Source organism: Streptomyces sp. NPDC057616 (assembly GCF_042800575.1).
Taxonomy (GTDB): domain Bacteria; phylum Actinomycetota; class Actinomycetes; order Streptomycetales; family Streptomycetaceae; genus Streptomyces.
Genome location: NZ_JBHVGU010000021.1, coordinates 86,242 through 112,710, shown reverse-complemented (window position 1 = coordinate 112,710; position 26,469 = coordinate 86,242). Strand labels below are relative to the sequence as shown.

Below are 26,469 nucleotides of genomic sequence, written 5' to 3'. Positions count from 1 at the left end.
CAGGCGCCTTCCGCCTGCGTGGAGGCGCGCTAACGCCAGTGCGCCGAGCCCCCCGCGCCGGGTGCGCTCGACTCGATCTTCAGCCGGATCTCCCGCATCACCGCGACGATCTTCTCCTGGTGCTCCGGCGTCAGCCGGGCCACCGGCACCGAGCAGCTGATCGCGTCCTGGGCGGGAGTGTCGTAGCGCAGCGCGAAGCCGAAGCCGACGATGCCGAGGACGCCCTCCTCGCGGTCGACCGAGTAGCCGCGGGCGCGGATCTCGGCGAGATCGGCGGCGAGGTCCTCCCTGCCGGTGCGGGTGTTGGGCGTCATCGCCGGGTACGGCCCCTCGGGGAGCTCCTCGTCGCCCCGCTCGGCCAGCAGCGCCTTGCCGAGGGCGCCGACGTGGGCCGGCAGCCGGCGGCCGACCCGGCTGATGGTGCGCAGGTACTCGTGCGACTCGCGGGTCGCGAGGTACGCCACGTCCCGGCCGTCCAGCCGCCCCAGGTGGATCGTCTCGCCGAGCGCGTCGGAGGCCTCGTCGAGGTGCGGCCGCGCGATGCGCACGCGCGGGTCGGAGTCCAGATAGCTGGTGCCGGTGAGCAGGGCGTGGATGCCGATGCCGTAGAGCGAGCCGGTGATGTCCGTGCGCACCCAGCCCCGGCCGATCAGGGTCTGCAGCAGCGCGTACATCGAGCTGCGCGGCACGCCCAGCTCGTCCGCCAGCTCCTGCAGCCGCGCGGGCCGGTCGCCGCGCGCCGCGAGCAGTTCCAGCAGCTCGACCGTCCGGGCGGCCGACTTCACCTCGCGGACGCCATCAGTCTCCGACATGGGGCGATGGTAATCGGCCGGCACCGGACCGTTGACGGCCGATGTTCGCATATCTAAGCTCTGTCTTCATACGTAGACGACATCTACATGGGGAGATGCTGTGACTGAGGCGAGGACGGCTGCGCACAGGCTGCGGGACGGGATGGAGAAGGGGGTGCTCTCCTTCCCGCTGACCTCGTTCCACGAGGACGGCTCGCTCGACCCGGAGGGCTGCCGCGCCCATCTCGCCGCCCAGCTCGCCACCGCGCCCGGCGCCGTCTTCCCGGCCTGCGGCACCGGCGAGTTCTTCTCGCTGGACGAGGACGAGTACCGGCAGGTCGTGACCGTCGCGGTCGAGGAGGCGGGCGGGCGCGTGCCCGTCGTCGCCGGCGTCGGCTACGGCTGGGCGCAGGCCGCGCGGTTCGCGCGCATCGCCGAGGAGGCCGGCGCCGACGCGCTCCTCGTCCTGCCGCACTACCTGGTCGCCGCGCCGCAGGACGGCCTGGTCGCCCAGCTGGAGCAGATCGCGGCCCGCACCCGGCTGCCGCTGATCGCCTACCAGCGCGGCCAGGTCGCCTTCACCGCCGACTCGCTGCGGCGCATCGCACGGATCCCGAACGTCATCGGCCTCAAGGACGGCCACAGCGACCTCGACCGCCTCCAGCGCCTCACCCTGGCCGCCCCGGACGGCTTCCTGTTCTTCAACGGCGCCTCCACCGCCGAGATCCAGGCCCGCGCCTACGCCACCGTCGGCGTCCCCGCCTACTCCTCCGCCGTGCACGCCTTCGCCCCGGAGATCGCGAACGCCTTCTTCACGGCGCTGCAGAAGGAGGACCTGGCCACCACCGGGACGCTGCTGCGCGACTTCTACGTCCCGCTCGTCGAACTCCGCGACCGCGTACCGGGATACGCCGTGTCGCTGGTGAAGGCGGCGGCCCGGCTGCGCGGCCGGCCCGTCGGCCCCGTACGCGCCCCGCTCACCGACCCCTCGGCCGCCGACCTGGCGGACCTCAAGACCCTCCTGGCCACCGGACTCGACCTCGTAGGAGCCTCCCTGTGAACCTCACCATCACCGACGTACGGCTGACGCCGATCCTGGTCGCCGACCCGCCGCTGCTCAACACGCAGGGCGTGCACCAGCCGTACACGCCGCGGCTGATCGTGGAGGTGGTGACGGCCGACGGGATCACCGGTGTGGGCGAGACGTACGGCGACACCAAGTACCTGGAGCTGGCGGAGCCGTTCGCCCGGAAACTGAAGGGCCGTCAGGTCAGCGACCTGAACCGGCTGTTCACGATCGCGGACGAGGTCGCCGTGGACGACACCCGGGTCTTTGGGCAGGTCGACGTCGGCGGGCTGCGCGGCGTCCAGACCGCCGACAAGCTGCGGCTGTCCGTCGTCTCCGGCTTCGAGGTCGCCTGTCTGGACGCCCTCGGCAAGGCGCTCGGCCTGCCCGTGCACGCGCTGCTCGGTGGCAAGGTGCGCGACGCGGTCGAGTACAGCGCCTACCTGTTCTACAAGTGGGCCGGCCACCCCGAGGGCGTGGCCTGCGAGCAGGACGACTGGGGTGCCGCGGTCGACCCGGCCGGGGTCGTCGAGCAGGCCCGGACGTTCACGCAGCGGTACGGGTTCACCTCGTTCAAGCTCAAGGGCGGTGTCTTCCCGCCGGACGAGGAGATCGCCGCGATCCGCGCGCTGGCCGAGGCGTTCCCCGGGCACCCGCTGCGACTGGACCCCAACGGCGCCTGGTCCGTGGAGACTTCGCTCAAGGTGGCCGCGGAGCTCGGGGACGTCCTCGAGTACCTGGAGGACCCCGCGCTGGGCACCCCGGCGATGGCCGAGGTGGCCGCCGCCACGGGCGTGCCGCTGGCCACCAACATGTGCGTGACGACGTTCGCCGAGATCGAGGAGGCGTTCACCAAGGGCGCCGTCCAGGTCGTCCTCTCCGACCACCACTACTGGGGCGGGCTGCGCAACACCCAGCAACTCGCCGCCGTCTGCCGCACCTTCGGCGTCGGTGTCTCCATGCACTCCAACACCCACCTCGGGATCAGCCTGGCCGCGATGACCCATGTCGCGTCCACCGTGCCGAACCTGCACCACGCCTGTGACTCGCACTACCCCTGGCAGTCGGAGGACGTGCTCACCGAGCGGCTGACCTTCGCCGGCGGCAAGGTCGCCGTCTCCGACGCGCCGGGCCTCGGCGTCGAACTCGACCGCGCGAAGCTCAAGTCGCTGCACCAGCGGTGGCTCGACGACGACGGCACGCTGCGCGAGCGCGACGACGCGGCGGCGATGCGCGTCGCGGACCCCCGGTGGGTCACCCCCGCCGTGCCCCGCTGGTGATTTCCCCCTGACAACTCCCCGCCGGTAAGCCCCCCTTGGCAGCCCCCCCACGGAAACCCCCCACGGCCACCCCCGACACCTCCCCTTCCCCTGCTCACGACCGGAGCCGCTCGTGTCTGCAGCAACCCCCGAAGTCCACCCGCCGGCGGTCGAGTCCGCCATCCGCAAGATCTTCCGCCGTGTGGTCCCGCTGTTCTTCGTGATGTTCGTCGCGAACTACATGGACCGCGTCAACCTCGGCTTCGCACAGGACCAGCTCCGCGCGGACGTCGGCCTGTCGGCCGCCGCGTTCGGCCTCGGCGCCGGCATCTTCTTCATCGCCTACGCCCTCTTCGAAGTCCCCTCCAACATGCTGATGGAGCGCTTCGGGCCCAAGGTCTGGCTGACCCGGATCATGATCAGCTGGGGTGTGGTGGCGACGGCGATGGCCTTCGTGAACAGCCCCGGCGCGTTCTACGCCCTGCGCTTCCTGCTCGGCGTCGCGGAGGCGGGCTTCTTCCCGGCCGTCATCTACTACTTCTCCCGCTGGCTGCCCGACTCCCACCGCGGCCGCGCCACCTCGATCTTCCTGATGGGGTCCGGTACGGCGACGGTGATCGTCGGCCCGATCTCCGGCGCGCTCCTCGAAATGCACGGCATCTGGGGCCACTCCGGCTGGCAGTGGATGTTCTTCGTCGAGGGCGTCTTCTCCGTGGTCCTCGGGTTCGTCGTCTTCCGCTTCCTCGACTCGGGAATCGAGAACGCGCGCTGGCTGACGGAGGAGGAGAAGCGGGAGCTGGTGGCGGTCATCGACACCGAACAGGCCGCCCGTGACGAGCGGCGCGGCACCGGGGCCCACGTCTCCCGCTGGAAGCTGCTGGCCGACCCCCAGATGCTGCTCTTCCTCTGGATCTATTTCGCGATCAACGTCGCCCTGTACGCGGTGACGTTCTGGCTGCCGTCGATCGTGGACGACATCGGCGGGCTGAGCGACTTCCAGGTCGGCCTGCTGACGGCGGTCCCGTGGCTGTGCGCGATCGCCGCGGTCTACGGCGCCGGGCGGATCTCCGACCGCATCGGCAAGCGGCGCCCGGTCCTGATCGCCCTGCTCGTGCTCGGCGGCTGCGGCACCCTGCTCGCGGTGTTCGTCTCGCCCTGGGTGAGCCTCGGCGCGCTGTGCCTGGCCGCCATGGGCTTCAAGCCGGCCTCCCCGATCTTCTGGACGATCCCCCAGAGCTACCTGGACGCACGGGCGGCGGCGCCCGGCATCGCCCTCGTCAACTCCATCGGCAACCTCGGCGGCTTCGTGGCCCCCACGGCCTTCGGCCTCATCGAGGACGCCACGGGTTCGACCAAGGCCGGGCTGGTGGGGCTGACGGTGGTCGGCTTCCTGGCCGCGCTGAGTGTGCTGCTGGTCCGCGGCGGCGGCCGCAACGACCGCGTCCGCCCGCGCCCGGCACCGGCCGCGCCGGCACCGGCCCCGGAGACGGCACCGAAGGCGCTGCGTACGGGGCGGTGGGGAGGTTCGGCGGCCTGATCCGGCCGGGGGCCGGGGCCGGGAGCCGGGGCCGGGCTGGTGGGGCTGATCGGCGCTCGCTTCCTGGCCGGGCCGACGCGGCACCGGAGGCGCTGCGTACCTGGCCGCGGCCTGATGCGGTCGGTGGTTGCCGGGCGGGGGGACGGCGTTCACCGGGGCGTTCTGGTCGGCGTGCTGTCGGTGGGGTGGTGCACACTGGCCTGATCCGCACCATGTCAGGGAGCGCACCGTGATCACCCCCACCGGGAAGGGACCGTCGCCCATCACCGAAGGACCGCAGTGCCAGGCCCAGGTCGACCCCCTGGCCGCGCTGCGCAGTCCGGACGATCCGCCCTGGGACGTGTACCTCACCGGCACGGTCTTCCTCGACATCATCTTCACCGGGCTCGACTCCGCCCCGGTGCGCGGGACGGAGTCCTGGGCGCGCGGGATGGGGTCGAGCCCCGGCGGCGTGGCGAACATGGCCACCGCCCTGGCCCGCCTCGGCCTGAAGACGTCCCTGGCCGCGGCCTTCGGCGACGACCACTACGGCGAGTACTGCTGGGACGCGCTGGAGCAGGGCGAGCACATCGACCTCTCCACCTCCCGCACCCTCCCCGGCTGGCACTCCCCGGTCACCGTCTCCATGGCGTACGAGGGCGAGCGCACGATGGTCTCCCACGGCCACGAGCCGCCCTTCGAGGCCGTCCTCGACCAGGCCGGCAGCCACGACCCAACCCCGCGCGCACGTGCCGCGATCGCCGCGCTCAGCCCGGGCAGGCGCGCCCCCTGGATCGCGGAGGTCGCCGCCCGCGGCACCCGCATCTTCGCCGACGTCGGCTGGGACGACAGCGGCGCCTGGGACCTCGCGGGCCTGGCCGACCTCGAACACTGCGAGGCCTTCCTGCCGAACGCGGAGGAGGCGATGCGCTACACCGGCGCCACCTGCCCCCGCGCCGCCGCCCACGCCCTGACCGAACACGTGCCGCTCGCGGTGGTCACCCTCGGCGCCGAGGGCGCGTACGCGGTGGACCGCCGCACCGGCGAGACCGCCGAGGTCCCCGCCATCGCGGTGGAGGCCCTGGACCCGACCGGCGCGGGCGACGTCTTCGTGGCCGGCTTCGTCACCGGCACCCTCGCCGGCTGGCCGCTCGCCGACCGCCTCGCCTTCGCGGGCCTCACGGCGGCCCTGTCGGTGCAGGAGTTCGGCGGCTCCCTGTCCGCGCCGGGCTGGTCGGAGATCGGCGCCTGGTGGCGCGAGGTGCAGTCGGTGCGCAGCCAGGACCCGGCCGCCCTGCGCCGGTACGCCTTCCTGCAGACGCTCGTCCCGGAGGAGGAGGCGCGGCCGTGGCCGCTGCGCCGGGCGGTGCCGACGATCGGTTTCAGATCCGCGTAGCGGGCGTGGCGCTGTGAAACACGGGGCACGGAAAAGCCCTACGGCGTTGTCACTGCCCCGGCGTACCCTTGAAATCGCCAGGCAGCCCCATCGGGCAGCGTGCCGTAACGAGGAGGACGAGCAAGGCCTACGAGCCGGCCCATGACTCAGACACCCACAGCTCACAGCCCCGCGCAGGGGCAGGCACGAGCAGAGTTCACCGTCCCCGCCCAGCACCCGATGGTCACAGTTCTGGGGTCCGGCGACTCCCTTCTGCGCGTGATCGAGACGGCCTTCCCGGCGGCCGACATCCATGTCCGGGGCAATCAGATCAGCGCGGTCGGCGACCCGAAGGACGTCGCCCTGATTTCGCGCGTGTTCGACGAGATGATGCTGGTGCTCCGCACCGGGCAGCCGATGACGGAGGACGCAGTGGAACGCTCGATCGCCATGCTGAAGGCGAGCGAGAACGGGACGAGCGACGGCCAGGAGACCCCGGCCGAGGTACTCACGCAGAACATCCTGTCCTCCCGCGGCCGCACCATCCGCCCCAAGACCCTCAACCAGAAGCGGTACGTCGACGCGATCGACAAGCACACGGTCGTCTTCGGCATCGGCCCCGCCGGCACCGGCAAGACCTACCTCGCCATGGCCAAGGCGGTGCAGGCCCTGCAGTCCAAGCAGGTCAACCGCATCATCCTGACCCGTCCGGCGGTCGAGGCCGGCGAGCGTCTCGGCTTCCTGCCGGGCACGCTCTACGAGAAGATCGACCCCTACCTGCGCCCGCTCTACGACGCGCTGCACGACATGCTCGACCCGGACTCGATCCCGCGCCTGATGGCCGCCGGGACCATCGAGGTCGCGCCGCTCGCGTACATGCGCGGCCGCACCCTGAACGACGCCTTCATCATCCTGGACGAGGCCCAGAACACGAGCCCCGAGCAGATGAAGATGTTCCTCACCCGGCTCGGCTTCGACTCGAAGATAGTGATCACCGGTGACGTGACGCAGGTCGACCTGCCCAGCGGCACCAAGTCGGGTCTGCGCCAGGTCCAGGAGATCCTGGAGGGCGTCGAGGACGTCCACTTCTCCCGCCTCACGTCCCACGACGTCGTACGGCACAAGCTGGTGGGCCGTATCGTCGACGCGTACGAGAAGTACGACAGCAAGCACGGCACCGAGAACGGCTCCCACAAGGGCGGCCGGGGCAGGCAGTCCGGGCACAAGGGGAAGTAGACCGAGCAGCACCATGTCGATCGACGTCAACAACGAGTCCGGTACCGAGGTCGACGAGCAGGCGATCCTCGACATCGCCCGCTACGCGCTCGCGCGGATGCGCATCCACCCGCTCTCCGAGCTCTCGGTGATCGTCGTGGACGCCGACGCCATGGAGCAGCTGCACGTGCAGTGGATGGACCTGCCGGGGCCCACGGATGTCATGTCCTTTCCCATGGACGAGCTGCGTCCGCCGTCGAAGGACGAGGAGGAGCCCCCGCAGGGTCTCCTCGGCGACATCGTGCTGTGCCCCGAGGTCGCCAAGAAGCAGGGCGAGGAGGCGCCGACGCAGCACTCCATGGACGAGGAGCTCCAGCTCCTGACCGTCCACGGCGTGCTGCATCTCCTCGGGTACGACCACGAGGAGCCCGACGAGAAGGCCGAGATGTTCGGCCTCCAGGCGGCCATCGTGGACGGCTGGCGCTCGGAGAAGGGCCTGACCGGCCCGTCCCCGGCCCCGACCGTCTCATGAGTCCGCAGATCGTCGCGGGCGCGATCGCCCTCGTCGTGGTGGCGTGGCTCGCCGCCTGTGCGGAGGCGGGCCTCGCGCGCGTCTCCAGCTTCCGGGCCGAGGAGGCGGTGCGCTCAGGGCGGCGCGGCAGCGCGAAGCTCGCGCAGATCGCCGCGGACCCGACGCGCTATCTGAACGTCGCGCTGCTGGTCCGCGTCGCGTGCGAGATGGCCGCCGCGGCGCTGGTGACGTACGCCTGCCTCCAGGAGTTCCCGGGCACCACCCGCGCCCTGCTGGTGGCGATCGGCGTCATGGTGCTGGTGTCGTACGTCGCCGTCGGCGTCTCGCCGCGCACCATCGGCCGCCAGCACCCGCTGAACACGGCGACGGTCGCGGCGTACGTGCTGCTGCCGCTGGCCCGGATCATGGGCCCCATCCCGAACCTGCTGATCCTGATCGGTAACGCCCTGACTCCCGGCAAGGGCTTCCGCCGCGGCCCGTTCGCCTCCGAGGCGGAGCTCAGGGCGCTGGTCGACCTCGCGGAGAAGGAGTCGCTGATCGAGGACGAGGAGCGCCGCATGGTGCACTCGGTCTTCGAGCTCGGCGACACGCTGGTGCGGGAGGTCATGGTGCCGCGCACCGACCTGGTCGTCATCGAGCGATACAAGACGATCCGTCAGGCCCTGACCCTCGCGCTCCGCTCGGGTTTCTCGCGCATACCGGTCACCGGTGAGAGCGAGGACGACATCGTCGGGATCGTGTATCTGAAGGACCTGGCCCGCAAGACGCACATCAGCCGCGACGCCGAGTCCGAGCTCGTCTCGACGGCCATGCGGCCGGCCGCGTTCGTGCCCGACACCAAGAACGCCGGCGACCTGCTGCGCGAGATGCAGCAGGAGCGCAACCACGTCGCCGTCGTCATCGACGAGTACGGCGGCACGGCCGGCATCGTCACCATCGAGGACATCCTCGAGGAGATCGTCGGCGAGATCACCGACGAGTACGACCGCGAACTGCCGCCCGTGGAGGACCTCGGCGAGGACCGCTACCGCGTCACCGCCCGCCTCGACATCACCGACCTCGGCGAGCTCTACGGCCTCGACGAGTTCGACGACGAGGACGTGGAGACCGTCGGCGGCCTCCTCGCCAAGGCCCTCGGCCGCGTCCCCATCGCCGAGGCCTCGTCGGTCGTCGACCTCCCCGACGGCCGCGCCCTGCGCCTGACCGCCGAGGCCGCCTCCGGCCGCCGCAACAAGATCGTGACGGTCCTGGTGGAGCCCCTGGCCCCACCCGAGGCACCGACGGAGGAGGCGAAGGAGGAGTGACGGAGGCCGACGGGGGACAGGCGGCGCGGCTGCGCGTGACCAACCGGGGCACGGCCCCGCTGGAACTGATCCTCGAGCCCTACGGCAGCGACCACTGGCTGCGCCCCGGGGAGACCTTCGTGGTCGTGACGTACGGTTTCGGCGACGGCGACCCCTTCGAAGTGGAGCACGAGCCCGCCACGGTGACGGTGCAGCTCGACGGGCACGGGTACGTGACCGACCTCCACGGGAACGAGATCGAGTGTGCCCACGGCCGTCCGGCGACCGGCGAGGAGACCACCGTATGAACCCGCAGGAGCTGCGTGACCTCTGTCTGTCCTTCAACGCCGCGGTGGAGGACTTCCCGTTCACGCCGGAGACCTCCGTCTTCAAGGTGCTGGGCAAGATGTTCGCGCTGAGCCGGCTGGACGGGCGGCCGCTCACCGTGAACCTCAAGTGCGAGCCGGAGGACGCGGTGCGGCTGCGTGCCGAGTACGAGGGGCTGATCAGCCCCGGGTACCACATGAACAAGCGGCACTGGAACACCGTCACCGTCGACGGCGAGCTCCCGGACCGGCTGGTCCGGGAGCTCGTGGAGGACTCGTACGACCTGGTGGTGGCCGGTCTACCGCGCGCGGAGCGGCTGCGGCTCGACCGCCCCTGAGCGGACCCGCAGTCCCACGGCGACGAGTACGGCCGCGAGCAGGACGACCGCCGCGTCGATCGCCAGCACCGTGTGGACGCCCGACAGCAGGTCGTGCGCGGTCGTGGCCAGGACGCCGAGCAGCGGGATGCCGACCGTGAGGCCGACCTGCTGGGTCGAGGTGACCAGGCCGGTGGCCAGGCCCTGCTCCTCGTCCGGGACGCCGGAGGTGACGGTCAGGCCGTAGGAGATGATCGCGCCCAGGTGGCACATGCTGGACAGGGAGACGGCGGTCACCGCGAGCCAGACCGACCAGCCGTGGGCGTTCAGGCCGAGCAGGGCGGCGATCAGGGCGCCCTGGCCGGCCAGTGAGGCGACCAGCGTGCGGCGCGCGCCGATCCGGCCGATCACCCGCGGGGCCCAGGCGCCGGCGACCGCCGACAGCACGCCCTGGACGCCGAAGACCAGACCGGTCTCGAAGGCCGACAGGTGCAGGATCTCCTGCAGGTAGAGGGTCAGCACGAAGACGACCGTCGACATCATCGAGAAGGTGACCAGGCCGCCGAAGTTGCCCCACGCCACGGTGCGCCGGCGCAGCATCGGGAGCGAGACCAGGGGCGCCTGCGACCGGGACTCGACGGTCACGAACGCCGCGAGGAGCACGACGCCCGCGGCGAGCGCCGTGACGACGTCCGCACGGCCGAAGCCGTGGTCGGCGGCCGTCGACAGGGCGTAGATCAGCGAGAGCAGGCCCGCCGTGACCGTGATCGCGCCGGGCACGTCCAGGCGCGGGCGGTGCGGGGTGCGGGACTCCGGCAGCAGGGCGGGCGCCAGCGGCAGCACGATCAGGGCGAACAGGGTCAGCAGCGCCATCGTCGAGCGCCAGCCGAACGTGTCGGTGAGGACGCCGCCGGCCACCATGCCGACCGTGAAGCCGAGCGAGAGCAGCGTGCCGGAGATGCCGACGGCACGGTCGCGGGCCGGGCCCTCCGGGAAGGTCGTGGTCAGCAGGGACATGCCGGTCGGCACGATCGCCGCCGCGCCGAGGCCCTGCAGCGCGCGCCCGGTCAGGAAAGACGCCGGGTCCCAGGCGAGCGTCGCGAGCAGCGAGGCCGCGCCGAACAGGGCCAGCCCGGTCAGGAACAGCTTCCGGCGGCCGAAGAGGTCGCCGGTCCGGCCGAACAGCAGCAGGAAGCCGCCGGAGGGCAGGGCGAACGCGGTGACCGCCCACTGCAGGGCCGACCGGCTCATGCCGAGGTCGCTCCCGAGGGCGGGCAGCGCCACGTTCAGGACGGAGAAGTCCAGGGCGACCATGAACTGGGCCGCGCACAGGACGAAGAGGACGAGCTTGTCGCGCGTCGACAGCCGGGGGGTGTCGAGCGGTTCGGTGGGGCCGGTGACGGGTGAGGTGGTGTCGATCGCCATGCACAAGAGCGTGCGGCCGCCGGAATAGCCGTGGGGAGCGGGAGGTTGTCCTGGTGGTGGCACCACCAGTCACGTGGTGGCACCACCAGGCACGCTGACGGGGGAGTTGGACAGGTGGCGGACGTCGTCGAGACAGCGGCGGGCAAGGAGCACCGGCTGCGGGAGCTGCGCGAGTTCCTGATGAGCCGGCGGGCGAGGGTCTCTCCGGCCGAGGCGGGCCTGCCGGACGGCGGCGCCCGGCGGCGCACCCCCGGGCTGCGGCGCGAGGAGGTCGCCGTGCTCGCGGGCGTGGGCGCCTCCTGGTACCAGTGGCTGGAGCAGGGGCGGGACATCTCGGTCTCCCCGCAGGTCCTCGACTCCGTGGGACGTGTGCTGAAACTGAGTGGCGCCGAGCGCCGGCACCTGTACCTGCTGGCGGGGCTGAACCCGCCTCCGCCGCAGACCGAGCCCGGCAAGCGGGACATGTACGAGGGGCTGCGGCGGCTGATCGACACCTGGATGCCGTATCCGGCGCACATCATGGACCCGTACTACAACTGCGTGCTCTACAACGACGCCGCCGCGGCGGTGCTGGGCATGCGGCCCGACAACACGCAGAACTGCGTCGTCGACTTCTTCACGGACCCCCTGTACCGGTCCCGCTCCAAGAGCTGGGAGCGGAACGCGCGCACGGTCGTCGCGCAGTTCCGCGCCGCGAGCTCGGCCCGCCCCGACGACGAGGGGTTTCAGTCACTGCTGGCCCAGCTGATGGACGTCAGCGAGGAGTTCGCCGCGATGTGGGCGGAGCGGGACATCGAGGACGCCGGGCAGATCCGCAAGGAGCTGGAGCATCCGCTGGTCGGGCTGCTGGTCGTGGAGTCCACGGCGATGCGGGTGCCGGCCCGGCCCGACCTGACGATCGTGCTGCACACGGCGCTGGACGAGGCGAACACCGCGGCCAAGCTGGAGTGGCTGGCCTCGCCGGAGGGCCGCCGCGGGTCGATGTACCCCGTGGCCGGATAGCGGCCCCCGTGCTCCGTATGCTCGCCTCATGACCGACAGCAGCGCGCTTGACCCCGAGGACCGCAAGATCGTCACCCTGGCCCGTTCCGCGCGGGCCCGCAACGCCGTGCCCGAGGGGGCGGCCGTACGGGACGAGACCGGCCGTACGTACGTCGCGGGGACCGTCGATCTTCCGTCGCTGAAGCTGAGCGCGCTGCGCACGGCGGTCGCCATGGCGGTGGCCTCGGGTGCGAAGTCCCTGGAGGCGGCGGCCGTGGTGACCGAGGCCGGGGCGGCCGCGGACGAGGACCGGGCCGCGGTGGCGGACCTGGGCGGCCCGCAGACGCCGGTGCTGGTGGCCGGGCCGGACGGATCGGTTCGGAGCACGGTCACCGCGGGTTGAAAACCGGCCGCTTCAGAGTCGTCCGGAATTCGTCCTTGCCGTCTCTCCACCCCACGCGCATCAATGGAACCGGTAGTTCCGACGGGCCGTCAGATCCGAACCGCCACCCCCCACCCGGCGTACCGCACCACGCCGACCCGGCGGTCCGTCCGGACCTCTCCCCACCATCCCCACATGGCAATTCCCACATGGGAAGGGAGCCGGATCTCCATGAGAGCCAGACGAATCAGCACCGGTGCGGCAATGGCGGCGGGGGCCCTCGCGGCCGCCTCGCTCGCGTTCGCCCCCAGCGCCCTCGCCGTCACTCCGCAGTCGGCGACGATCACCGCCGACTGCGGCAGCTTCGGCGGCGGCGAGGCCACCCTCACGGCCACCCAGGACGGCACGTCGGCCACCATCACCCTCACGTCGTCCGCGATCACCGCGCCGATCGCCCTGTCGCAGGACTCGATCTCCTCCACGCTGACCATGGTCAAGGCGAGCGGCGGCACCACCGCGTTCACCGGCACCAAGAACCCGGCGATGGCGGCCGGCGATCCCGTCAGCGTCGGTCCGCTCAGCGGCACGGTGGCCTCCGGCGACAGCCTCGAGGCCAACGGCGGCTCGCTCCAGATGACCGTCTTCGGCATCACCATCACCTGCACGGCGACCGGGCCGCAGTCGCCCGGACCGTTCGTGTTCGACTGAACCGGCGCGACCGGCCGGCGCTGAACGGGCCTGTACGGACCGTCAGTTCCCGAACCTGTGGAACTGACGGTCCATCAGTTCAGTTCCGGCATCTCCATTGACTTCTCACGCGATCCACACATCAATGCCCCCAGTGAGCGCACCAGAGAGGGGGCACCACCATGGATCCGACCACCCGAAGACCAGACCGAAGACGCCGCTGGGCCGCGCTGCTCGGCGCGACCGCGCTCGCGGTCTCCGCGGGCGGCGCGCTGGCCTGTCCGGCGGGCGCCGCCACGAACGTGGACTTCGCCACGCACTGCATCCCGCCCGCCGTCGCCGGCATCCCGCCGATCGACGGCACCACCACCGCGACCGTCGCGGTGGACAACGCGAGCCCCAAGGTCGGCGACACCGTCACCGTCACCTACACCGTCGTCAAGCCCGCCGCCAGCAACCCCACCGCCATCGCCCTGCCGGCCGACATCATGACGCCCACCGGCAAGGTCACGCTCGGCGGTGCGCAGACCGGTGACGTCACCGTCGCCGGCCCCAAGAAGAACGACCCGGTGCCGGGCAACGGCGCCTTCCCGTCGTTCTCCATGACCGGCACCTTCAAGGTCACCGCGCCCGGCGCGATCACACTCTCGCCCGGCGACTACAACATCCACACCAGCTACATCCTCGAGCTGGACACCCCGTGCACGGTGACCAACCCGCCCGCACCGGTCTCCGAGACGGTCACCGCCACGGACGCCAACCCCGCCAACGACCGTGCCATCGCGCTGGGTTCGGCCTCGGGGAACGTGGGCGACGGCGTCACGGTCAGCGGCACCCACTTCACGCCCGGTGCCTCCGTCACGCTCGCCGGGCGCTCCGGGGACACCCAGACCGCGGACACCGCGACCGTCACCGCCGCCGCCGACGGCTCCTTCAGCGGCACGCTCGTCGTCAACGACACAACGACGACGGGTGTGGTGGCGTACGAGGGCAGCGCGTGGAGCGCCGCCAAGGGCGCCGGGCCCGCCGCCTACGTCGTCAACGACACCACCCCCGTCCCCGACGGGAGCCAGAAGCTGACGACGACGGTGAAGGCCGGCACGCTGTCCATGTCCCAGGCCGGGGACTCCGTCGCGCTGTCGGCGGTCGACTTCGGCAAGGGCGGGGCCTCGACCGGCGCCCTGAACTCCGTCACCGTCAAGGACTTCCGCGGCGGACCCGCGGGCTGGTCCCTGACCGGCAAGGTCACCGACTTCACCGGTCCCGGCGCCAAGATCGATGCCGGGAAGCTGAGTTGGAACCCCGCCTGCGCCACCAAGGCGGGCAGCCCGAGCACCTGCCGGGCCGGTTCGGCGGGCACGGTGGGCAGTTCGGGGGCGACCCTGGCGTCCACCCCCGACGGCACGCTCACCGGCGGCGAGTTCACCGCGGACGCGGGGCTCTCCCTGGACGTCCCGGCGTTCACGCCTCCGGGGTCGTACGCGGGCGTGCTCACCCTCACGCTCACCTGACCGCACGGGCGCCCGCACCCGCCCGTCCAACTCCTCGCTGTGGGGGGTCCGCACCCATGCGCAAGCTCCACGCCCTCGTCCTGGGCCTGTTCCTCGCCGCCTCCGCCGCCCTGGCCGGACCCGCCGCACCCGCGCACGCCGCCGACAACGGCAGCTGGTCGGTGTACCCGGCGTCCTCGCAGATCGCCGCGCGCCCGTACTTCTACCTCTCCGCCGATCCCGGCACGACCCTGCGCGACGAGGTGGTCGTCGCCAACAAGACCGGGAAGCCGCTGACCTTCCGGCTGTACGCGGCCGACGCCTACAACACCGCGCGGGACGGCGGGTTCGCCGTGAAGAGCGTGACCGAGAGGCAGCGGGGCGTCGGTGCGTGGGCGAAGCCGGCGAAGCCGCGGGTCACCGTCCGCGCGCACGGCGAGGTCACCGTGCCCTTCACGCTGCGCGTGCCCGAGGGGGCCGAACCCGGCGACCATCCGGGCGCGCTGGTGGCGCTGGAGTGGGGGAAGGCCGAACGGGGCAGCGGCTCACTGGCCCTCGGTGTGCGGCGGGCCGTCGGCGCCCGCGTCTACCTCCGCGTCAGCGGCCCGGCCGTCCCCGCGATCGCCGTCGAGAACGTCCACGTCGTCCACCACCAGCCCCTCGTGCCCGGCCTCGGCGACAGCACGGCGGCGATCTCCTACACCCTCCACAACACCGGCAACGTCACCCTGAACCCCGCGGTGGAGCTGCGCGCGCAGGGCCTGTTCGGCCGCACCCTGCTCTCCCGCGACCTGACCCGCATCCCTGCCGAACTGCTGCCCGGCCAGCGGGTGAAGCTCACCGAGCCATGGCGGGGCGCACCCCAACTCGACTGGGGCGAGGTGACGTTGACCGCGAGCGCGCCGCACACCCGGGAGTCGGCGAGCGCGTCGTTCTTCGCGCTGCCGTGGGTGGTGGCCGTGGTGCTGCTCGTGGTGGTGGCCGTCGGGACCGCCCTGGTGGTCAGAGGGCGTCGGGACCGCGTTCGCCCGTCCGAACCCGTACGACCGTCTCGACCGGCAGGGCCCACACCTTCCCGTCCCCGATCTTCCCCGTCTGCGCGGCCTTGACGATCGCGTCGATCACGGCGTCGGAGTCCGCGTCCTCGACCACGACCTCGATCCGCACCTTGGGGACCAGGTCGACCTGGTACTCGGCGCCGCGGTAGACCTCGGTGTGCCCGCGCTGCCGGCCGTATCCACTGGCCTCGGTCACGGTCAGGCCGTGCACACCGAGTTCCCGCAGCGCGGTCTTCACCTCGTCGAGGCGGTAGGGCTTGACGATCGCGGTGATGAGCTTCATGCCTGGCTCTTGACCTTCTGGGCGGAGGAGAGGACGGCGGACGAGACCGGGGCACCGTGGCCCAGGACGCCGTGATCGTATGCCGTCTCGGCGTGCACCGTAAGGTCCAGGCCCTTGTGCTCGTGCTCCTCGCTCGCCCGGAAGCCCATCGTCCTGTCGATGACCTTGCCGATGGCGTACGTGACCAAGAAGACGTACGCGGCCACGGCCACGACGCCGACCAGCTGCTTGCCCAGCTGGGTGAGCCCGCCGCCGTAGAGGAGGCCCTCGGGGCCACCGGTCATCGCCTTCTCCGCGAAGACGCCGATCAGCAGGGTGCCGATGACGCCGCCGACGAAGTGGACGCCGACCACGTCCAGGGAGTCGTCGTAGTTGAGCTTGAACTTCCAGCTCACGGCGTACGAGCAGACGACACCGGCGGCGAGGCCGACGACCAGCGCGCCGAGCAGCGAGACCGAGCCGCAGGACGGGGTGATCGCGACCAGGCCCGCGACCGCGCCGGACGCACCGCCCAGGGTGGTGGGGTGGCCGTCGCGCCTCTGCTCCACGAAGAGCCAGCCGAGCAGGCCCGTGCAGCCGGCCGCGAGGGTGTTGAGGAAGGCGGCCGCGGCGAGCCCGTTGGCGCCGAGGGCCGAGCCCGCGTTGAAGCCGAACCAGCCGAACCAGAGCAGGCCCGCGCCCAGCATCACCATGGGCAGGTTGTGCGGGCGCATGGCGTCCTTCTTGAAGCCGAGCCGCGGCCCGAGGACCAGGCAGAGCGCCAGGCCCGAGGCGCCGGAGGTGATCTCGACGGGCATGCCGCCGGCGAAGTCGAGCGCGCCGAGCCGGTCCAGCACCCAGCCGCCCGGGCCCCACACCCAGTGCGCGACGGGAACGTATACGAGCAGCGCCCAGACGGGCACGAAGACCAGCCAGGCGGAGAACTTCGCCCGGTCCGCGATCGCGCCGCTGACCAGCGCCGCCGTGATGATCGCGAAGGTGAGCTGGAAGGTCGCGAAGAGCAGGGTGGGGACGGTGCCGTGCACGCTGGACGGGCCGATCCCGGCCATCCCCGCGTGCTTCAGGCCGCCGATCAGGCCGCCGCCGGCGTCGTCGCCGAAGGACAGCGCGTAGCCGCCGGCCAGCCAGACCACCGTGACCAGGGCGATCGACACGAAGCTCATCATCAGCATGTTGAGGACGCTCTTCGTGCGGACCATGCCGCCGTAGAAGAGGGCCAGGCCCGGCGTCATCAGCAGGACCAGGGCGGTGGCGGCGAGCAGCCAGGCGGTGTCGCCGGTGTCGGCGTGCGGGGCGGCGAGGGTCACGGGCGTCTCCGTCGCGGTGGGGGCACGTCCCCTCGGGCGGGGGCTCGTCAGAGCGTCACCGCCGCGCGTTTCCGGTTGTGCACGGGTGTGTTTCGACGGTGTTTCGTTGCGTGAGGGTTTCGGAAAGCTCACCGCGGCGGGGGTGTGCGGGGCGTGGTACGGCGGTGCCTCGTGGATCAGGGAGAATGTTGGGTATGAGCGTTCGTACCCAGTCATCCGAAGCGTCCGGCGAGACCGTCCACCGGGCCGGCTTCGCCTGCTTCGTCGGCCGCCCCAACGCGGGCAAGTCCACCCTCACGAATGCTCTGGTCGGGCAGAAGGTGGCGATCACCGCCAACCAGCCGCAGACGACGCGGCACACCGTGCGGGGCATCGTGCACCGGGAGGACGCCCAGCTGATCCTGGTCGACACCCCGGGGCTGCACAAGCCGCGGACGCTGCTGGGCGAGCGGCTGAACGACGTGGTGCGCACGACCTGGGCGGAGGTCGACATCATCGGCTTCTGCCTGCCGGCGAACGAGAAGATCGGCCCCGGTGACCGGTTCATCGCCAAGGAGCTGGCGGGGATCAAGAAGTCCCCGAAGGTCGCGATCGTCACCAAGACCGACCTCGTCGACTCCAAGGCCCTCGCCGAGCAGCTGATCGCGATCGACCAGCTGGGCAAGGAGCTCGGGATCGAGTGGGCGGAGATCGTGCCGGTGTCGGCCGTCGGGGACAAGCAGGTGAACCTGCTCGCCGACCTGCTGATCCCGCTGCTTCCCGAGGGCCCGGCGCTCTACCCCGAGGGCGACCTGACCGACGAGCCCGAGCAGGTCATGGTGGCCGAGCTGATCCGGGAGGCGGCGCTGGAGGGTGTCCGCGACGAGCTGCCGCACTCCATCGCGGTGGTCGTCGAGGAGATGCTGCCGCGCGAGGACCGGCCCGCGGACAAGCCGCTGCTGGACATCCACGCCTACCTCTACATCGAGCGGTCCAGCCAGAAGGGCATCGTCATCGGCCCCAAGGGCAAGCGGCTCAAGGACGTCGGGATCAAGTCCCGCAAGCAGATCGAGGCCCTGCTGGGCACCCCGGTCTTCCTGGACCTGCACGTGAAGGTGGCCAAGGACTGGCAGCGCGACCCGAAGCAGCTACGGCGTCTCGGCTTCTGACGGGGTCAGGTCCTGCAGGCCCACCACGCGCAGCAGCTGCAGGCGCTCGTAGGACTCGGTGCCCGGGCGGGCGGTGTGGACGACCAGCTGCTGGTTGTGGTCGGAGTTGACCAGGACCTCGCAGTCGAGTTCCAGGACGCCGACCATCGGGTGCCGGAAGCGCTTGGTCGAGGCGCGCCGTACGGCGACCTCGTGCTCGTCCCAGAGGCGGGCGAACTCCTCGCTGCCGGCGCGTAGTTCGGCGACGAGCGCGGCGGGCTCCGGGTCCGTGGGGCGGGCCGCCGCCACCGCGCGGAGGCTCGCCACCTGCTCGCGGGCGCGCTCCGGGCGGTCCTCGGACGGGAAGAGCGCCTGGGCGGAGGGGTCCAGGAAGAACCGCCGCAGCATGTTGCGCTCGCGCGGCGGACGGGCCAGCAGGTCCCCGCTCAGCGCCCGCGACATCGCGTTCTGCGCCAGGACCTCGCCGCAGTCGGTCACCACCAGCGCCGGGCAGTCGTGCAGCCGGTCCAGCACCAGCAGCAGCCCCGGGCGCACATGCGTGCTCGTCGCCTCCCGGCGGGGCGGCTCCTCACCGGTCAGGTGGAAGAGGTGGTCGCGCTCGTCCTCGGTCAGGCGCAGCGCGCGGGCCAGCGCGGTGAGCATCTGGCGGGAGGGGCGCGGGCCCCGGGACTGCTCCAGGCGCGTGTAGTAGTCCACGGACATGCCGGCCAGCTGGGCCACCTCCTCGCGGCGCAGCCCCGGCGTTCGGCGCCGTGCACCGGCCGTGAGGCCCACGTCGGAGGGGTCCAGGCGGGCGCGGCCGCGGCGCAGGAAGTCGGCGAGTTCGGCTCGGTTCACCCCTCCAGGGTGCGGGAGCGCGGCCGGCTTATCCAGGGAGTGCCGATCCCCTGATGAGGAGGTCTCTCCCGGTCGCCGTCGCATCGGCCGAGGCTGGTCACCGACGACGGACGAACGAGTGCGTGAGGAGCACATCATGCTGACGTTGGTGACCGGGACGACGGGACAGGTCGGGCGGCGCTTCGTGCCGAGGCTGCTGGCGCAGCGGGAGCCGGGGGAGCAGGTCCGGGCCCTGGTGCGGGACGCGGCCCGCGGCGAGCGGTTCGCGGAGCTGGGCGCCCAGGTGGCCGTGGGGGACATGCGCGAGGAGGAGACGCTCGGCAAGGCGCTCGCCGGGGTGGACGCCGTCGTGAACGTCGCCGCCTCCTTCCGCGGGGTGCCCGACGAGGAGGCGTGGGCCGTCAACCGGGACGCGGCGGTGGCGCTGGGACGGGCCGCGCAGAGTGCCGGCGTGCAGCGGTTCGTGCAGGTCAGCACGGGCAACGTGTACGGCACCGGCCGGGGCCGCCCGCTGACCGAACGGGACGAGAGCCGACCCGGCGGCGAGATGTGGGGCGCCTACCCCGAGTCCAAGGCCGAGGCCGAGCGCGAACTGCTCGCGATGGAGGGCCTGAACGTGCGGATCGGACGGCTCCCCTTCGTCTACGGCGAGGGCGACCCGCACCTCGCCAACGTCATGCACTGGGCGCCGAAGTGGGCCCCGCACCAGCGCCTGCAGATGGCCCACCACGCGGACGTAGCCCAGGGCCTGATGCGGCTGCTGTACGCGCCGGGCATCGACGGCCGGATCTACAACATCGCCGACGACGCCCCCGTCACGACGGTCGAGCTGTACGGGCTCAACGGCGTGGAGGTGCCCGCCGCGCTGTACGAGAACACGGACCCCGACCCGTGGCACGGGATCATGTCCAACGGACGGATCCGCCGCGAGCTCGGTTTCCGGCCCATCTACCCGAGCGTGTGGACGGCCCGGGACGCCGGCGCCCTGTAGCCGGGGCGGGCGTCACTCCACGCCCCTGATCCGCCCGACCAGCACCGCCCCCGCCAGACCGATCACGGCCGCCACCAGGTACAGCACCCGGTAGCCGCCCAGGTACGTCACGATCGGCGCGGCGAGGGCGGGCGCCGCGACCTGCGGCAGGGCGTTGGCGACGTTGATCACGCCCAGGTCCTTGCCGCGGTCCAGCGCCTTCGGCAGGACGTCCGTCATCAGCGCGAAGTCGACCGAGGTGAACACCCCGAAGCCGACGCCGAGGACGGCCGCGGCGACGATCGCGCCGGACCAGGTCTGCCACCCCGCCAGGGCCGCCGTCGCCACCGCCATCAGCACCCCGGACCAGATCACGAACGGCTTGCGGCGTCCCGAGCGGTCCGACCACACGCCGCCCACGACGACCGTGGCGAGCAGCGTCACGCCGTTCACGGCGGTCAGGATCAGCACGCCCTCGTCGGGATCGCCGTAGTGGAGGCGGTCGCGCAGGTAGTACAGCAGGTACAGCAGGACGAGCGCGTTGCTGAGGTTGATCAGGAAGCGGGTCAGCCAGGCCCAGCCCAGGTCCGGATACCGGCGCGGACTCAGCCAGAACCCGGCCAGGAAGCCCCGCCACGACCAGGCGGGCCGGTCCGCCGCCGCCAGCCGCAGGTCCTCGTACCGCACGACGTACGGCAGCACGCCCACCACCGTGAACACCGCGCACGCCGCGTACCCGGCGCCGATGCCCCCGGCCACCGTCGCGAGCCCCGTCCCGCCGACCACCCCGAGGATCTGGGCCGCCCCCAACCAGCCGCCCACCGAGCCCCGTTGGAGCCGCGGCACCCGGTCCGGCACCGCCGCCGTCACCGCCGCGAACGCCGCGTTCAGGGTCAGCTGGACCAGGCACCAGCCCGCCGCCATCGTCCACACGCCGCCCGCGCCCGCGAGCAGCAGCAGCGACAGGGCGCCGCCCGCCGCGCCGGTCACGATCCACGGCGTACGGCGGCCCCGGCGCGAGGTGGTCCGGTCGGAGAGCGCGCCGAAGACGGGGTTGGCGACCAGCGACACCGCCGCGCCCGCGCCCGTCACCCAGGCCAGCATCGTCTCCTTGGACATACCGGAGCCCGGCGCGAAGTCCTTCGCCTGGGAGGCCAGCAGGATCTGCAGCGGGCCGTACCAGCCCACCCAGATCGCCCCGTTGGCGAGCGAGAGCGAGGCCGTCCAGCCCCGCCCCACCCGCCGGGACGGCTCGGTGAGCGCCGCCGGCGCCTGCCGCTCCAGGGAGGTCATCTCTGCGCCCGCAGCACGCCCCGCAGCCAGTCGTACGACGCCTTCGGCGTGCGCTTCTGCGTCGCGTAGTCCACGTGTACGAGCCCGAACCGGCGCTCGTACCCCTCCGCCCACTCGAAGTTGTCCAGCAGCGACCACACGAAGTACCCGCGCACGTCCACGCCCGCCTCCGACGCCCGGTGCAGCGCACGCAGATGGCCGTCCAGGTACGCGATCCGGTCCTGGTCGTCGATGCCCTCGTAGCTGCAGCCGTTCTCCGTGATGACGACGGGAGGGAGCCGGTCGCCGTAGCGGTCGCGGAAGCCGGTGAGCAGCTCCGTCAGCCCCTCGGGCACCACCGGCCAGCCGAAGTCCGTCACCGGCACGCCCTCGATCTGCCGGACCGAGAAGGGGAGTTCGGCCGGGATGGTGAGGCCGCCGAAGTCGATGTCCGCGCCCTGCGGGGCGCCCACCCGGGTCGGCGCGTAGTAGTTGACGCCGTACCAGTCGATCGGCTCCGCGATGACCTTCAGATCGGACTCGACGTCGCCGGGCATCAACTCGCCCAGCCCGTCCGGATACTGACCGAGCAGCAGGGGATCGGCGAACAGGCGGTTGAGCAGCAGGTCGTAGAAGCCCGCCGCCTCCACGTCCGCCTGGTCCTCGGAGGCCGGCCAGGTCGGGCCGTGCGAGTTGGCGATCCCGATGTCCGTGGCGCCGGCCGCGCGCAGGGCCCGTACCGCCAGGCCGTGGGCGAGCAGCTGGTGGTGGGCGACCGGGAGCGCGTCGAACATCAGGTGCTTGCCCGGCGCGTGCGCGCCCAGCGCATGACCCAACAGGGTGTGTTCCGCGGGCTCGTTGAGGGTGATCCACTTCTGCACCCGGTCGCCGAGCCGCTCGGCCACCACCGACACGTACTCCGCGAACCGAGCCGCCGTGTCCCGCTCCAGCCAGTCCAGCGCGGCCGGCAGGTCCCAGTGGAAGAGGGTCGGCACGGGCCGCACGCCCGCCGCGCACAGCTCGTCGACGAGCCGGTCGTAGAAGTCCAGGCCGCCCTCGGAGCGCACCCGCGGCCAGGAGACCGAGAAGCGGTACGCGTCCACGCCGAGGCCGGCCAGCAGTGCCACGTCCTCGCGGTAGCGGTGGTAGTGGTCGCAGGCCACCTCCGCCGTGGAGCCGTCCTTCACCCGGCCCGGCTCGGCGGTGAAGACGTCCCACACGGACGCCTCGCGCCGGTCCACCGCCCCCTCGATCTGATGGGCCGAGGTCGACACGCCCCACAGGAATCCGGCCGGGAAACGGGGCATCGGGTTCGCCGTATCGAACGGTTCAGTCGCCATGCGCGGATCATCCGTACCCCCGGTAACGGAAGTCAACGCCCGCGCATGGACGACCTGTTACGAGCTCAGGCTCCCTCCTTCAGCACCCGGGAGATCAGCATCCGCTGCTCCTCGGTGAGCTGGGGATCCGCGGCGTAGAACGTCCTGCCGTCCACGGTGATCTCGTAGCTGAACCCGTCCGGGACGCCGGCGGGCGCTTTGCTGTGCCCGCCGGCCACGGCCTGCTCGGCCAGAGCGTGCCACTCCCCGGCGTCGGGCCGCGTGGAGGTGTCCACCTCGGCCTGCCGCTCGATGCCCGCGAATCCACCCGTGCGCCGTACTCGAATACGCATGGGTCCGTGTCTAGTACGGAACTACGTGGTCCGCACCCCGACCTGCTCCCACGCCTTCAGGACGGCCTGAAGTTCCTCCCCCTCGCTGAAGCGGGCCTTGGCCGCCGCGACCGTGAGGTTCGCGAAGTCCACGAACAGGGCGTCCTTCTTCAGCTCGCCGCCGGTCAGGACGTCGTACCAGACCTGTCCCGCCTTCTCCCAGGCGTTGCCGCCGAGCGCGTTCGCGACCAGGTAGAAGGCGTGGTTGGGGATGCCCGAGTTGATGTGGACGCCGCCGTTGTCGCGGCCGGTGCGCACGAAGTCGTCCATGGTCGCCGGCTGCGGGTCCTTGCCGAGGACGTCGTCGTCGTACGCCGTGCCCGGCGCCTTCATGGAGCGCAGCGCCTTGCCGGTGACGCGCGGGGCGAGCAGGCCCGCGCCGATCAGCCAGTCGGCCTCGGCGGCGGTCTGGCCGAGCGTGTACTGCTTGATCAGCGAGCCGAAGACGTCGGACAGCGACTCGTTCAGGGCGCCGGGCTGGCCGAAGTACGTGAGGTTGGCCGTGTACTGCGTGACGCCGTGGGTGAGTTCGTGGCCGATGACGTCGATCGGGATGGTGAAGTCGAGGAAGATCTCGCCGTCACCGTCGCCGAACACCATCTGCTCGCCGTTCCAGAAGGCGTTGTTGTAGTCGTTGTCGAAGTGGACCGTCGCGTCGAGCGGCAGGCCGTTTCCGTCGATCGACTGGCGCTCGTACGCCTTCAGATAGAGCTCGAAGGTGGCGCCGAGGCCCGCGTAGGCGCGGTTGACGGTGGCGTCCTTGCCCGGGGCCGAGCCCTCCGAGCGGACCTTCCTCCCCGGCAGGTCCGTGTGGTGGCGGGCGTCGTAGATCGTGCGGTGCGGCTGGTCGGTCGCCGCGCCGGCGGGCGGGGCGACGGTCGGAGCGCCGATGACCGTGGTCAGCCGGCGGTGGGTGCGCTCGTAGGCGTCGCGCTCGAGTGTCTTGCGCGCGCTCGCCGAGAGTGCCGAGTCCTCGTGCTGGGCCAGCTTGTCGAGGATGTGCGGAGGTACGACGGTGCAGAAGACGGGCTCGAAGCCCCCGTTGGTCTTCGTCATGCCCGGAACCATTGCACTGAGTTATGCCGGTGTCACTACCCGCAACCATGATTGGTGAAATATCGGGACAGCGCTCCGTACGCTCCGTGACGAAGTGGTATGGCGCACGTTTTGCCCCATTTGCTGCCCGGGTCCCGCATACTGATACGGCGCCCCGCATCCGGAGGGGCTCGGCTAGCATGCGGAGCATCATGCGTTTCGGGCTGCTTCTTCTTAGCTGCCGCGGCGAGGGCCTGTAGTCCAGGTCGACTCCCTCCCCGCGGTGCTTCGCGTTGCGTCGTCGGCCGTCCTTCGGACACCTCGAGGAGCCCCGCAATCATGGCGAACCGCCAGCAGCCCAGCACCATGCCGATCCACAAGTACGGCCGCTACGAGCAGGTCGACATCCCGGACCGCACCTGGCCGAACCAGCGGATCACCGTCGCCCCCCGCTGGCTCTCCACGGACCTGCGTGACGGCAACCAGGCCCTGATCGACCCGATGTCGCCCGAGCGCAAGCGCCGGATGTTCGACCAGCTGGTCAAGATGGGCTACAAGGAGATCGAGGTCGGCTTCCCCGCCTCCGGCCAGACCGACTTCGACTTCGTCCGCTCGATCATCGAGGACGAGGGCGCCATCCCGGACGACGTCACCATCTCCGTACTGACCCAGGCCCGCGAGGACCTGATCGAGCGGACCGTGGAGTCGCTGAAGGGTGCCCGGCGGGCCAACGTGCACCTGTACAACGCCACCGCGCCGGTCTTCCGCCGGGTCGTCTTCCGCGGCTCCAAGGACGACATCAAGCAGATCGCCGTCGACGGCACCCGCCTGGTGATGGAGTACGCCGAGAAGCTGCTGGGCCCCGAGACCGAGTTCGGCTACCAGTACAGCCCGGAGATCTTCACCGACACCGAGCTGGACTTCGCGCTGGAGGTCTGCGAGGCGGTGATGGACGTCTACCAGCCCGGCCCGGGCCGCGAGATCATCCTCAACCTGCCCGCCACGGTGGAGCGTTCGACGCCCTCCACGCACGCGGACCGCTTCGAGTGGATGCACCGCAACCTGTCGCGCCGCGAGCACGTCGTGCTGTCGGTCCACCCGCACAACGACCGCGGCACCGCCGTCGCCGCCGCCGAGCTGGCCGTGATGGCCGGCGCCGACCGCGTCGAGGGCTGCCTGTTCGGGCAGGGCGAGCGCACCGGCAACGTCGACCTGGTCACCCTGGGCATGAACCTGTTCTCGCAGGGCGTCGACCCGCAGATCGACTTCTCCGACATCGACGAGATCCGCCGCGTGTGGGAGTACTGCAACCAGATGGAGGTCCACCCCCGCCACCCGTACGTGGGCGACCTGGTCTACACGTCCTTCTCCGGCTCCCACCAGGACGCCATCAAGAAGGGCTTCGACGCGATGGAGGCCGACGCGGCCGCCAAGGGCGTCACCGTCGACGACATCGAGTGGGCCGTCCCGTACCTGCCGATCGACCCCAAGGACGTCGGCCGCTCCTACGAGGCCGTCATCCGCGTCAACTCGCAGTCCGGCAAGGGCGGTGTCGCCTACGTCCTGAAGAACGACCACAAGCTGGACCTGCCGCGCCGGATGCAGATCGAGTTCTCGAAGCTGATCCAGGCGAAGACGGACGCCGAGGGCGGCGAGATCACCGGCGCCGACATCTGGTCGGTCTTCCAGGACGAGTACCTGCCGAACCCCGAGAACCCCTGGGGTCGTATCCAGGTCAAGAACGGCCAGTCGACCACCGACACCGACGGGGTGGACACCCTGAAGGTGGAGGCCACCGTCGACGGCACCGACACCGTCCTGACCGGCTCCGGCAACGGTCCGATCTCGGCCTTCTTCGACGCCCTGCAGTCCATCGGCATCGACGTGCGGCTGCTGGACTACCAGGAGCACACGATGAGCGAGGGCGCGTCCGCGCAGGCCGCCTCGTACATCGAGTGCGCGATCGACGGCAAGGTTCTGTGGGGCATCGGGATCGATGCGAACACGACGCGTGCGTCGCTGAAGGCGGTCGTCTCCGCGGTCAACCGAGCCACCCGCTAACCCTTCCACCGGGCCTTTTCGGCGCCCCGACCGCTGTGCACGGGGGGCGGGGGGTCGTCGGTTTTCTGGCACCTTTTCCTTGAGGTCCCCGGAAAAGCTTTTCCGCGGTGACTGCCCCTGCTCCACAATTTGGTTCACCCCC

Annotated in this window: 26 protein-coding genes; 17 read left to right on the top strand and 9 right to left on the bottom strand. The window is 71.4% G+C overall.

What is annotated here, in order from left to right; translation table 11 throughout:
• Positions 1-29 precede the first annotated feature (29 nt).
• Complete coding sequence (locus ACFU97_RS26110) at positions 30-812, bottom strand: IclR family transcriptional regulator (RefSeq protein WP_384260869.1); 783 nt, start codon at positions 810-812, stop codon at positions 30-32.
• A gap of 142 nt (positions 813-954) precedes the next feature.
• On the opposite strand from ACFU97_RS26110, the gene ACFU97_RS26105 reads away from it, so the two are divergent.
• The 9 genes from ACFU97_RS26105 (at position 955) to ACFU97_RS26065 (ending at position 9,701) form a co-directional block, all read left to right on the top strand.
• Positions 955-1,851 (top strand): 5-dehydro-4-deoxyglucarate dehydratase, encoded by an 897-nt coding sequence (locus ACFU97_RS26105; protein WP_384261003.1) that lies wholly within the window; start codon positions 955-957, stop codon positions 1,849-1,851.
• On the top strand, positions 1,848-3,137 hold the full coding sequence (locus ACFU97_RS26100; RefSeq protein ID WP_384260866.1) for a glucarate dehydratase family protein: 1,290 nt from the start codon (positions 1,848-1,850) through the stop codon (positions 3,135-3,137). Before ACFU97_RS26105 ends, ACFU97_RS26100 begins: the two co-directional genes overlap by 4 nt.
• A 112-nt stretch (positions 3,138-3,249) precedes the next feature.
• Entirely contained in the window at positions 3,250-4,653 is a 1,404-nt protein-coding gene (locus ACFU97_RS26095) for an MFS transporter (RefSeq protein WP_384260864.1), read from the top strand.
• 229 nt (positions 4,654-4,882) lie between these two features.
• Complete coding sequence (locus ACFU97_RS26090) at positions 4,883-6,028, top strand: carbohydrate kinase family protein (RefSeq protein WP_384260861.1); 1,146 nt, start codon at positions 4,883-4,885, stop codon at positions 6,026-6,028.
• Positions 6,029-6,169: 141 nt separating this feature from the next.
• A complete protein-coding gene (locus ACFU97_RS26085; protein ID WP_384260858.1) occupies positions 6,170-7,243 on the top strand; it encodes a PhoH family protein in 1,074 nt (357 codons plus the stop codon).
• A 13-nt stretch (positions 7,244-7,256) separates the two neighbouring features.
• A complete protein-coding gene (ybeY, locus tag ACFU97_RS26080; protein ID WP_384260856.1) occupies positions 7,257-7,754 on the top strand; it encodes an rRNA maturation RNase YbeY in 498 nt (165 codons plus the stop codon).
• A complete protein-coding gene (locus ACFU97_RS26075) occupies positions 7,751-9,058 on the top strand; it encodes a hemolysin family protein (RefSeq protein ID WP_384260854.1) in 1,308 nt (435 codons plus the stop codon). The genes ybeY and ACFU97_RS26075 overlap by 4 nt, the downstream gene beginning before the upstream one ends.
• On the top strand, positions 9,055-9,345 hold the full coding sequence (locus ACFU97_RS26070) for a hypothetical protein (protein WP_384260851.1): 291 nt from the start codon (positions 9,055-9,057) through the stop codon (positions 9,343-9,345). The genes ACFU97_RS26075 and ACFU97_RS26070 overlap by 4 nt, the downstream gene beginning before the upstream one ends.
• Positions 9,342-9,701, top strand: coding sequence for an MmcQ/YjbR family DNA-binding protein (locus ACFU97_RS26065; RefSeq protein WP_384260849.1), 360 nt, complete (start codon positions 9,342-9,344; stop codon positions 9,699-9,701). The genes ACFU97_RS26070 and ACFU97_RS26065 overlap by 4 nt, the downstream gene beginning before the upstream one ends.
• Here ACFU97_RS26065 and ACFU97_RS26060 read toward each other — a convergent pair.
• Complete coding sequence (locus ACFU97_RS26060) at positions 9,663-11,105, bottom strand: MFS transporter (RefSeq protein WP_384260846.1); 1,443 nt, start codon at positions 11,103-11,105, stop codon at positions 9,663-9,665. The genes ACFU97_RS26065 and ACFU97_RS26060 overlap by 39 nt on opposite strands.
• Before the next feature lie 180 nt (positions 11,106-11,285).
• Between ACFU97_RS26060 and ACFU97_RS26055 the strand changes: the two genes are divergently transcribed.
• From ACFU97_RS26055 to ACFU97_RS26035, 5 genes are all read left to right on the top strand, one after another.
• The gene (locus ACFU97_RS26055; RefSeq protein WP_384261001.1) at positions 11,286-12,107 is read left to right on the top strand and encodes a helix-turn-helix transcriptional regulator; all 822 of its coding nucleotides are present in this window, start codon (positions 11,286-11,288) and stop codon (positions 12,105-12,107) included.
• 28 nt (positions 12,108-12,135) lie between these two features.
• Entirely contained in the window at positions 12,136-12,489 is a 354-nt protein-coding gene (locus tag ACFU97_RS26050; protein WP_384260843.1) for a cytidine deaminase, read from the top strand.
• Positions 12,490-12,699: 210 nt separating this feature from the next.
• Entirely contained in the window at positions 12,700-13,176 is a 477-nt protein-coding gene (locus ACFU97_RS26045) for a hypothetical protein (protein WP_384260840.1), read from the top strand.
• 161 nt (positions 13,177-13,337) lie between these two features.
• Complete coding sequence (locus tag ACFU97_RS26040) at positions 13,338-14,666, top strand: beta-xylosidase (RefSeq protein WP_384260838.1); 1,329 nt, start codon at positions 13,338-13,340, stop codon at positions 14,664-14,666.
• Between the two features lie 56 nt (positions 14,667-14,722).
• A complete protein-coding gene (locus tag ACFU97_RS26035) occupies positions 14,723-15,754 on the top strand; it encodes a WxL protein peptidoglycan domain-containing protein (RefSeq protein WP_384260836.1) in 1,032 nt (343 codons plus the stop codon).
• Here the strand turns inward: ACFU97_RS26035 and ACFU97_RS26030 are convergent.
• Together ACFU97_RS26030 and ACFU97_RS26025 are read right to left on the bottom strand one after the other, a co-directional pair.
• Positions 15,648-15,986: a P-II family nitrogen regulator gene (locus tag ACFU97_RS26030; RefSeq protein WP_384260833.1), complete on the bottom strand. Its 339-nt coding sequence runs from the start codon at positions 15,984-15,986 to the stop codon at positions 15,648-15,650. The genes ACFU97_RS26035 and ACFU97_RS26030 overlap by 107 nt on opposite strands.
• A complete protein-coding gene (locus tag ACFU97_RS26025) occupies positions 15,983-17,293 on the bottom strand; it encodes an ammonium transporter (protein ID WP_384260832.1) in 1,311 nt (436 codons plus the stop codon). Before ACFU97_RS26025 ends, ACFU97_RS26030 begins: the two co-directional genes overlap by 4 nt.
• Positions 17,294-17,487: 194 nt before the next feature.
• Here ACFU97_RS26025 and era point away from each other — a divergent pair, with 194 nt between their 5' ends.
• On the top strand, positions 17,488-18,441 hold the full coding sequence (gene era, locus ACFU97_RS26020) for a GTPase Era (protein ID WP_384260830.1): 954 nt from the start codon (positions 17,488-17,490) through the stop codon (positions 18,439-18,441).
• Here era and ACFU97_RS26015 read toward each other — a convergent pair.
• On the bottom strand, positions 18,421-19,278 hold the full coding sequence (locus ACFU97_RS26015) for a helix-turn-helix transcriptional regulator (protein WP_384260827.1): 858 nt from the start codon (positions 19,276-19,278) through the stop codon (positions 18,421-18,423). The genes era and ACFU97_RS26015 overlap by 21 nt on opposite strands.
• Positions 19,279-19,414: 136 nt before the next feature.
• Between ACFU97_RS26015 and ACFU97_RS26010 the strand changes: the two genes are divergently transcribed.
• Positions 19,415-20,269, top strand: a complete 855-nt coding sequence (locus ACFU97_RS26010; RefSeq protein ID WP_384260824.1) for an NAD-dependent epimerase/dehydratase family protein — start codon at positions 19,415-19,417, stop codon at positions 20,267-20,269.
• Positions 20,270-20,281: 12 nt separating this feature from the next.
• Here ACFU97_RS26010 and ACFU97_RS26005 read toward each other — a convergent pair whose 3' ends face one another.
• From ACFU97_RS26005 to ACFU97_RS25990, 4 genes are all read right to left on the bottom strand, one after another.
• Positions 20,282-21,541, bottom strand: coding sequence for an MFS transporter (locus ACFU97_RS26005; RefSeq protein ID WP_384260822.1), 1,260 nt, complete (start codon positions 21,539-21,541; stop codon positions 20,282-20,284).
• Positions 21,538-22,860 carry a GH1 family beta-glucosidase gene (locus ACFU97_RS26000; protein WP_384260820.1) on the bottom strand — a complete coding sequence of 441 codons (1,323 nt, stop codon included), beginning with the start codon at positions 22,858-22,860 and terminating at the stop codon, positions 21,538-21,540. Before ACFU97_RS26000 ends, ACFU97_RS26005 begins: the two co-directional genes overlap by 4 nt.
• 65 nt (positions 22,861-22,925) lie before the next feature.
• Positions 22,926-23,192 carry a protealysin inhibitor emfourin gene (locus ACFU97_RS25995; protein WP_384260817.1) on the bottom strand — a complete coding sequence of 89 codons (267 nt, stop codon included), beginning with the start codon at positions 23,190-23,192 and terminating at the stop codon, positions 22,926-22,928.
• 21 nt (positions 23,193-23,213) lie between these two features.
• Positions 23,214-24,287 (bottom strand): M4 family metallopeptidase, encoded by a 1,074-nt coding sequence (locus ACFU97_RS25990; protein ID WP_384260815.1) that lies wholly within the window; start codon positions 24,285-24,287, stop codon positions 23,214-23,216.
• Positions 24,288-24,605: 318 nt separating this feature from the next.
• On the opposite strand from ACFU97_RS25990, the gene leuA reads away from it, so the two are divergent.
• Positions 24,606-26,327 carry a 2-isopropylmalate synthase gene (leuA, locus tag ACFU97_RS25985; RefSeq protein ID WP_384260812.1) on the top strand — a complete coding sequence of 574 codons (1,722 nt, stop codon included), beginning with the start codon at positions 24,606-24,608 and terminating at the stop codon, positions 26,325-26,327.
• Positions 26,328-26,469: the final 142 nt, after the last annotated feature.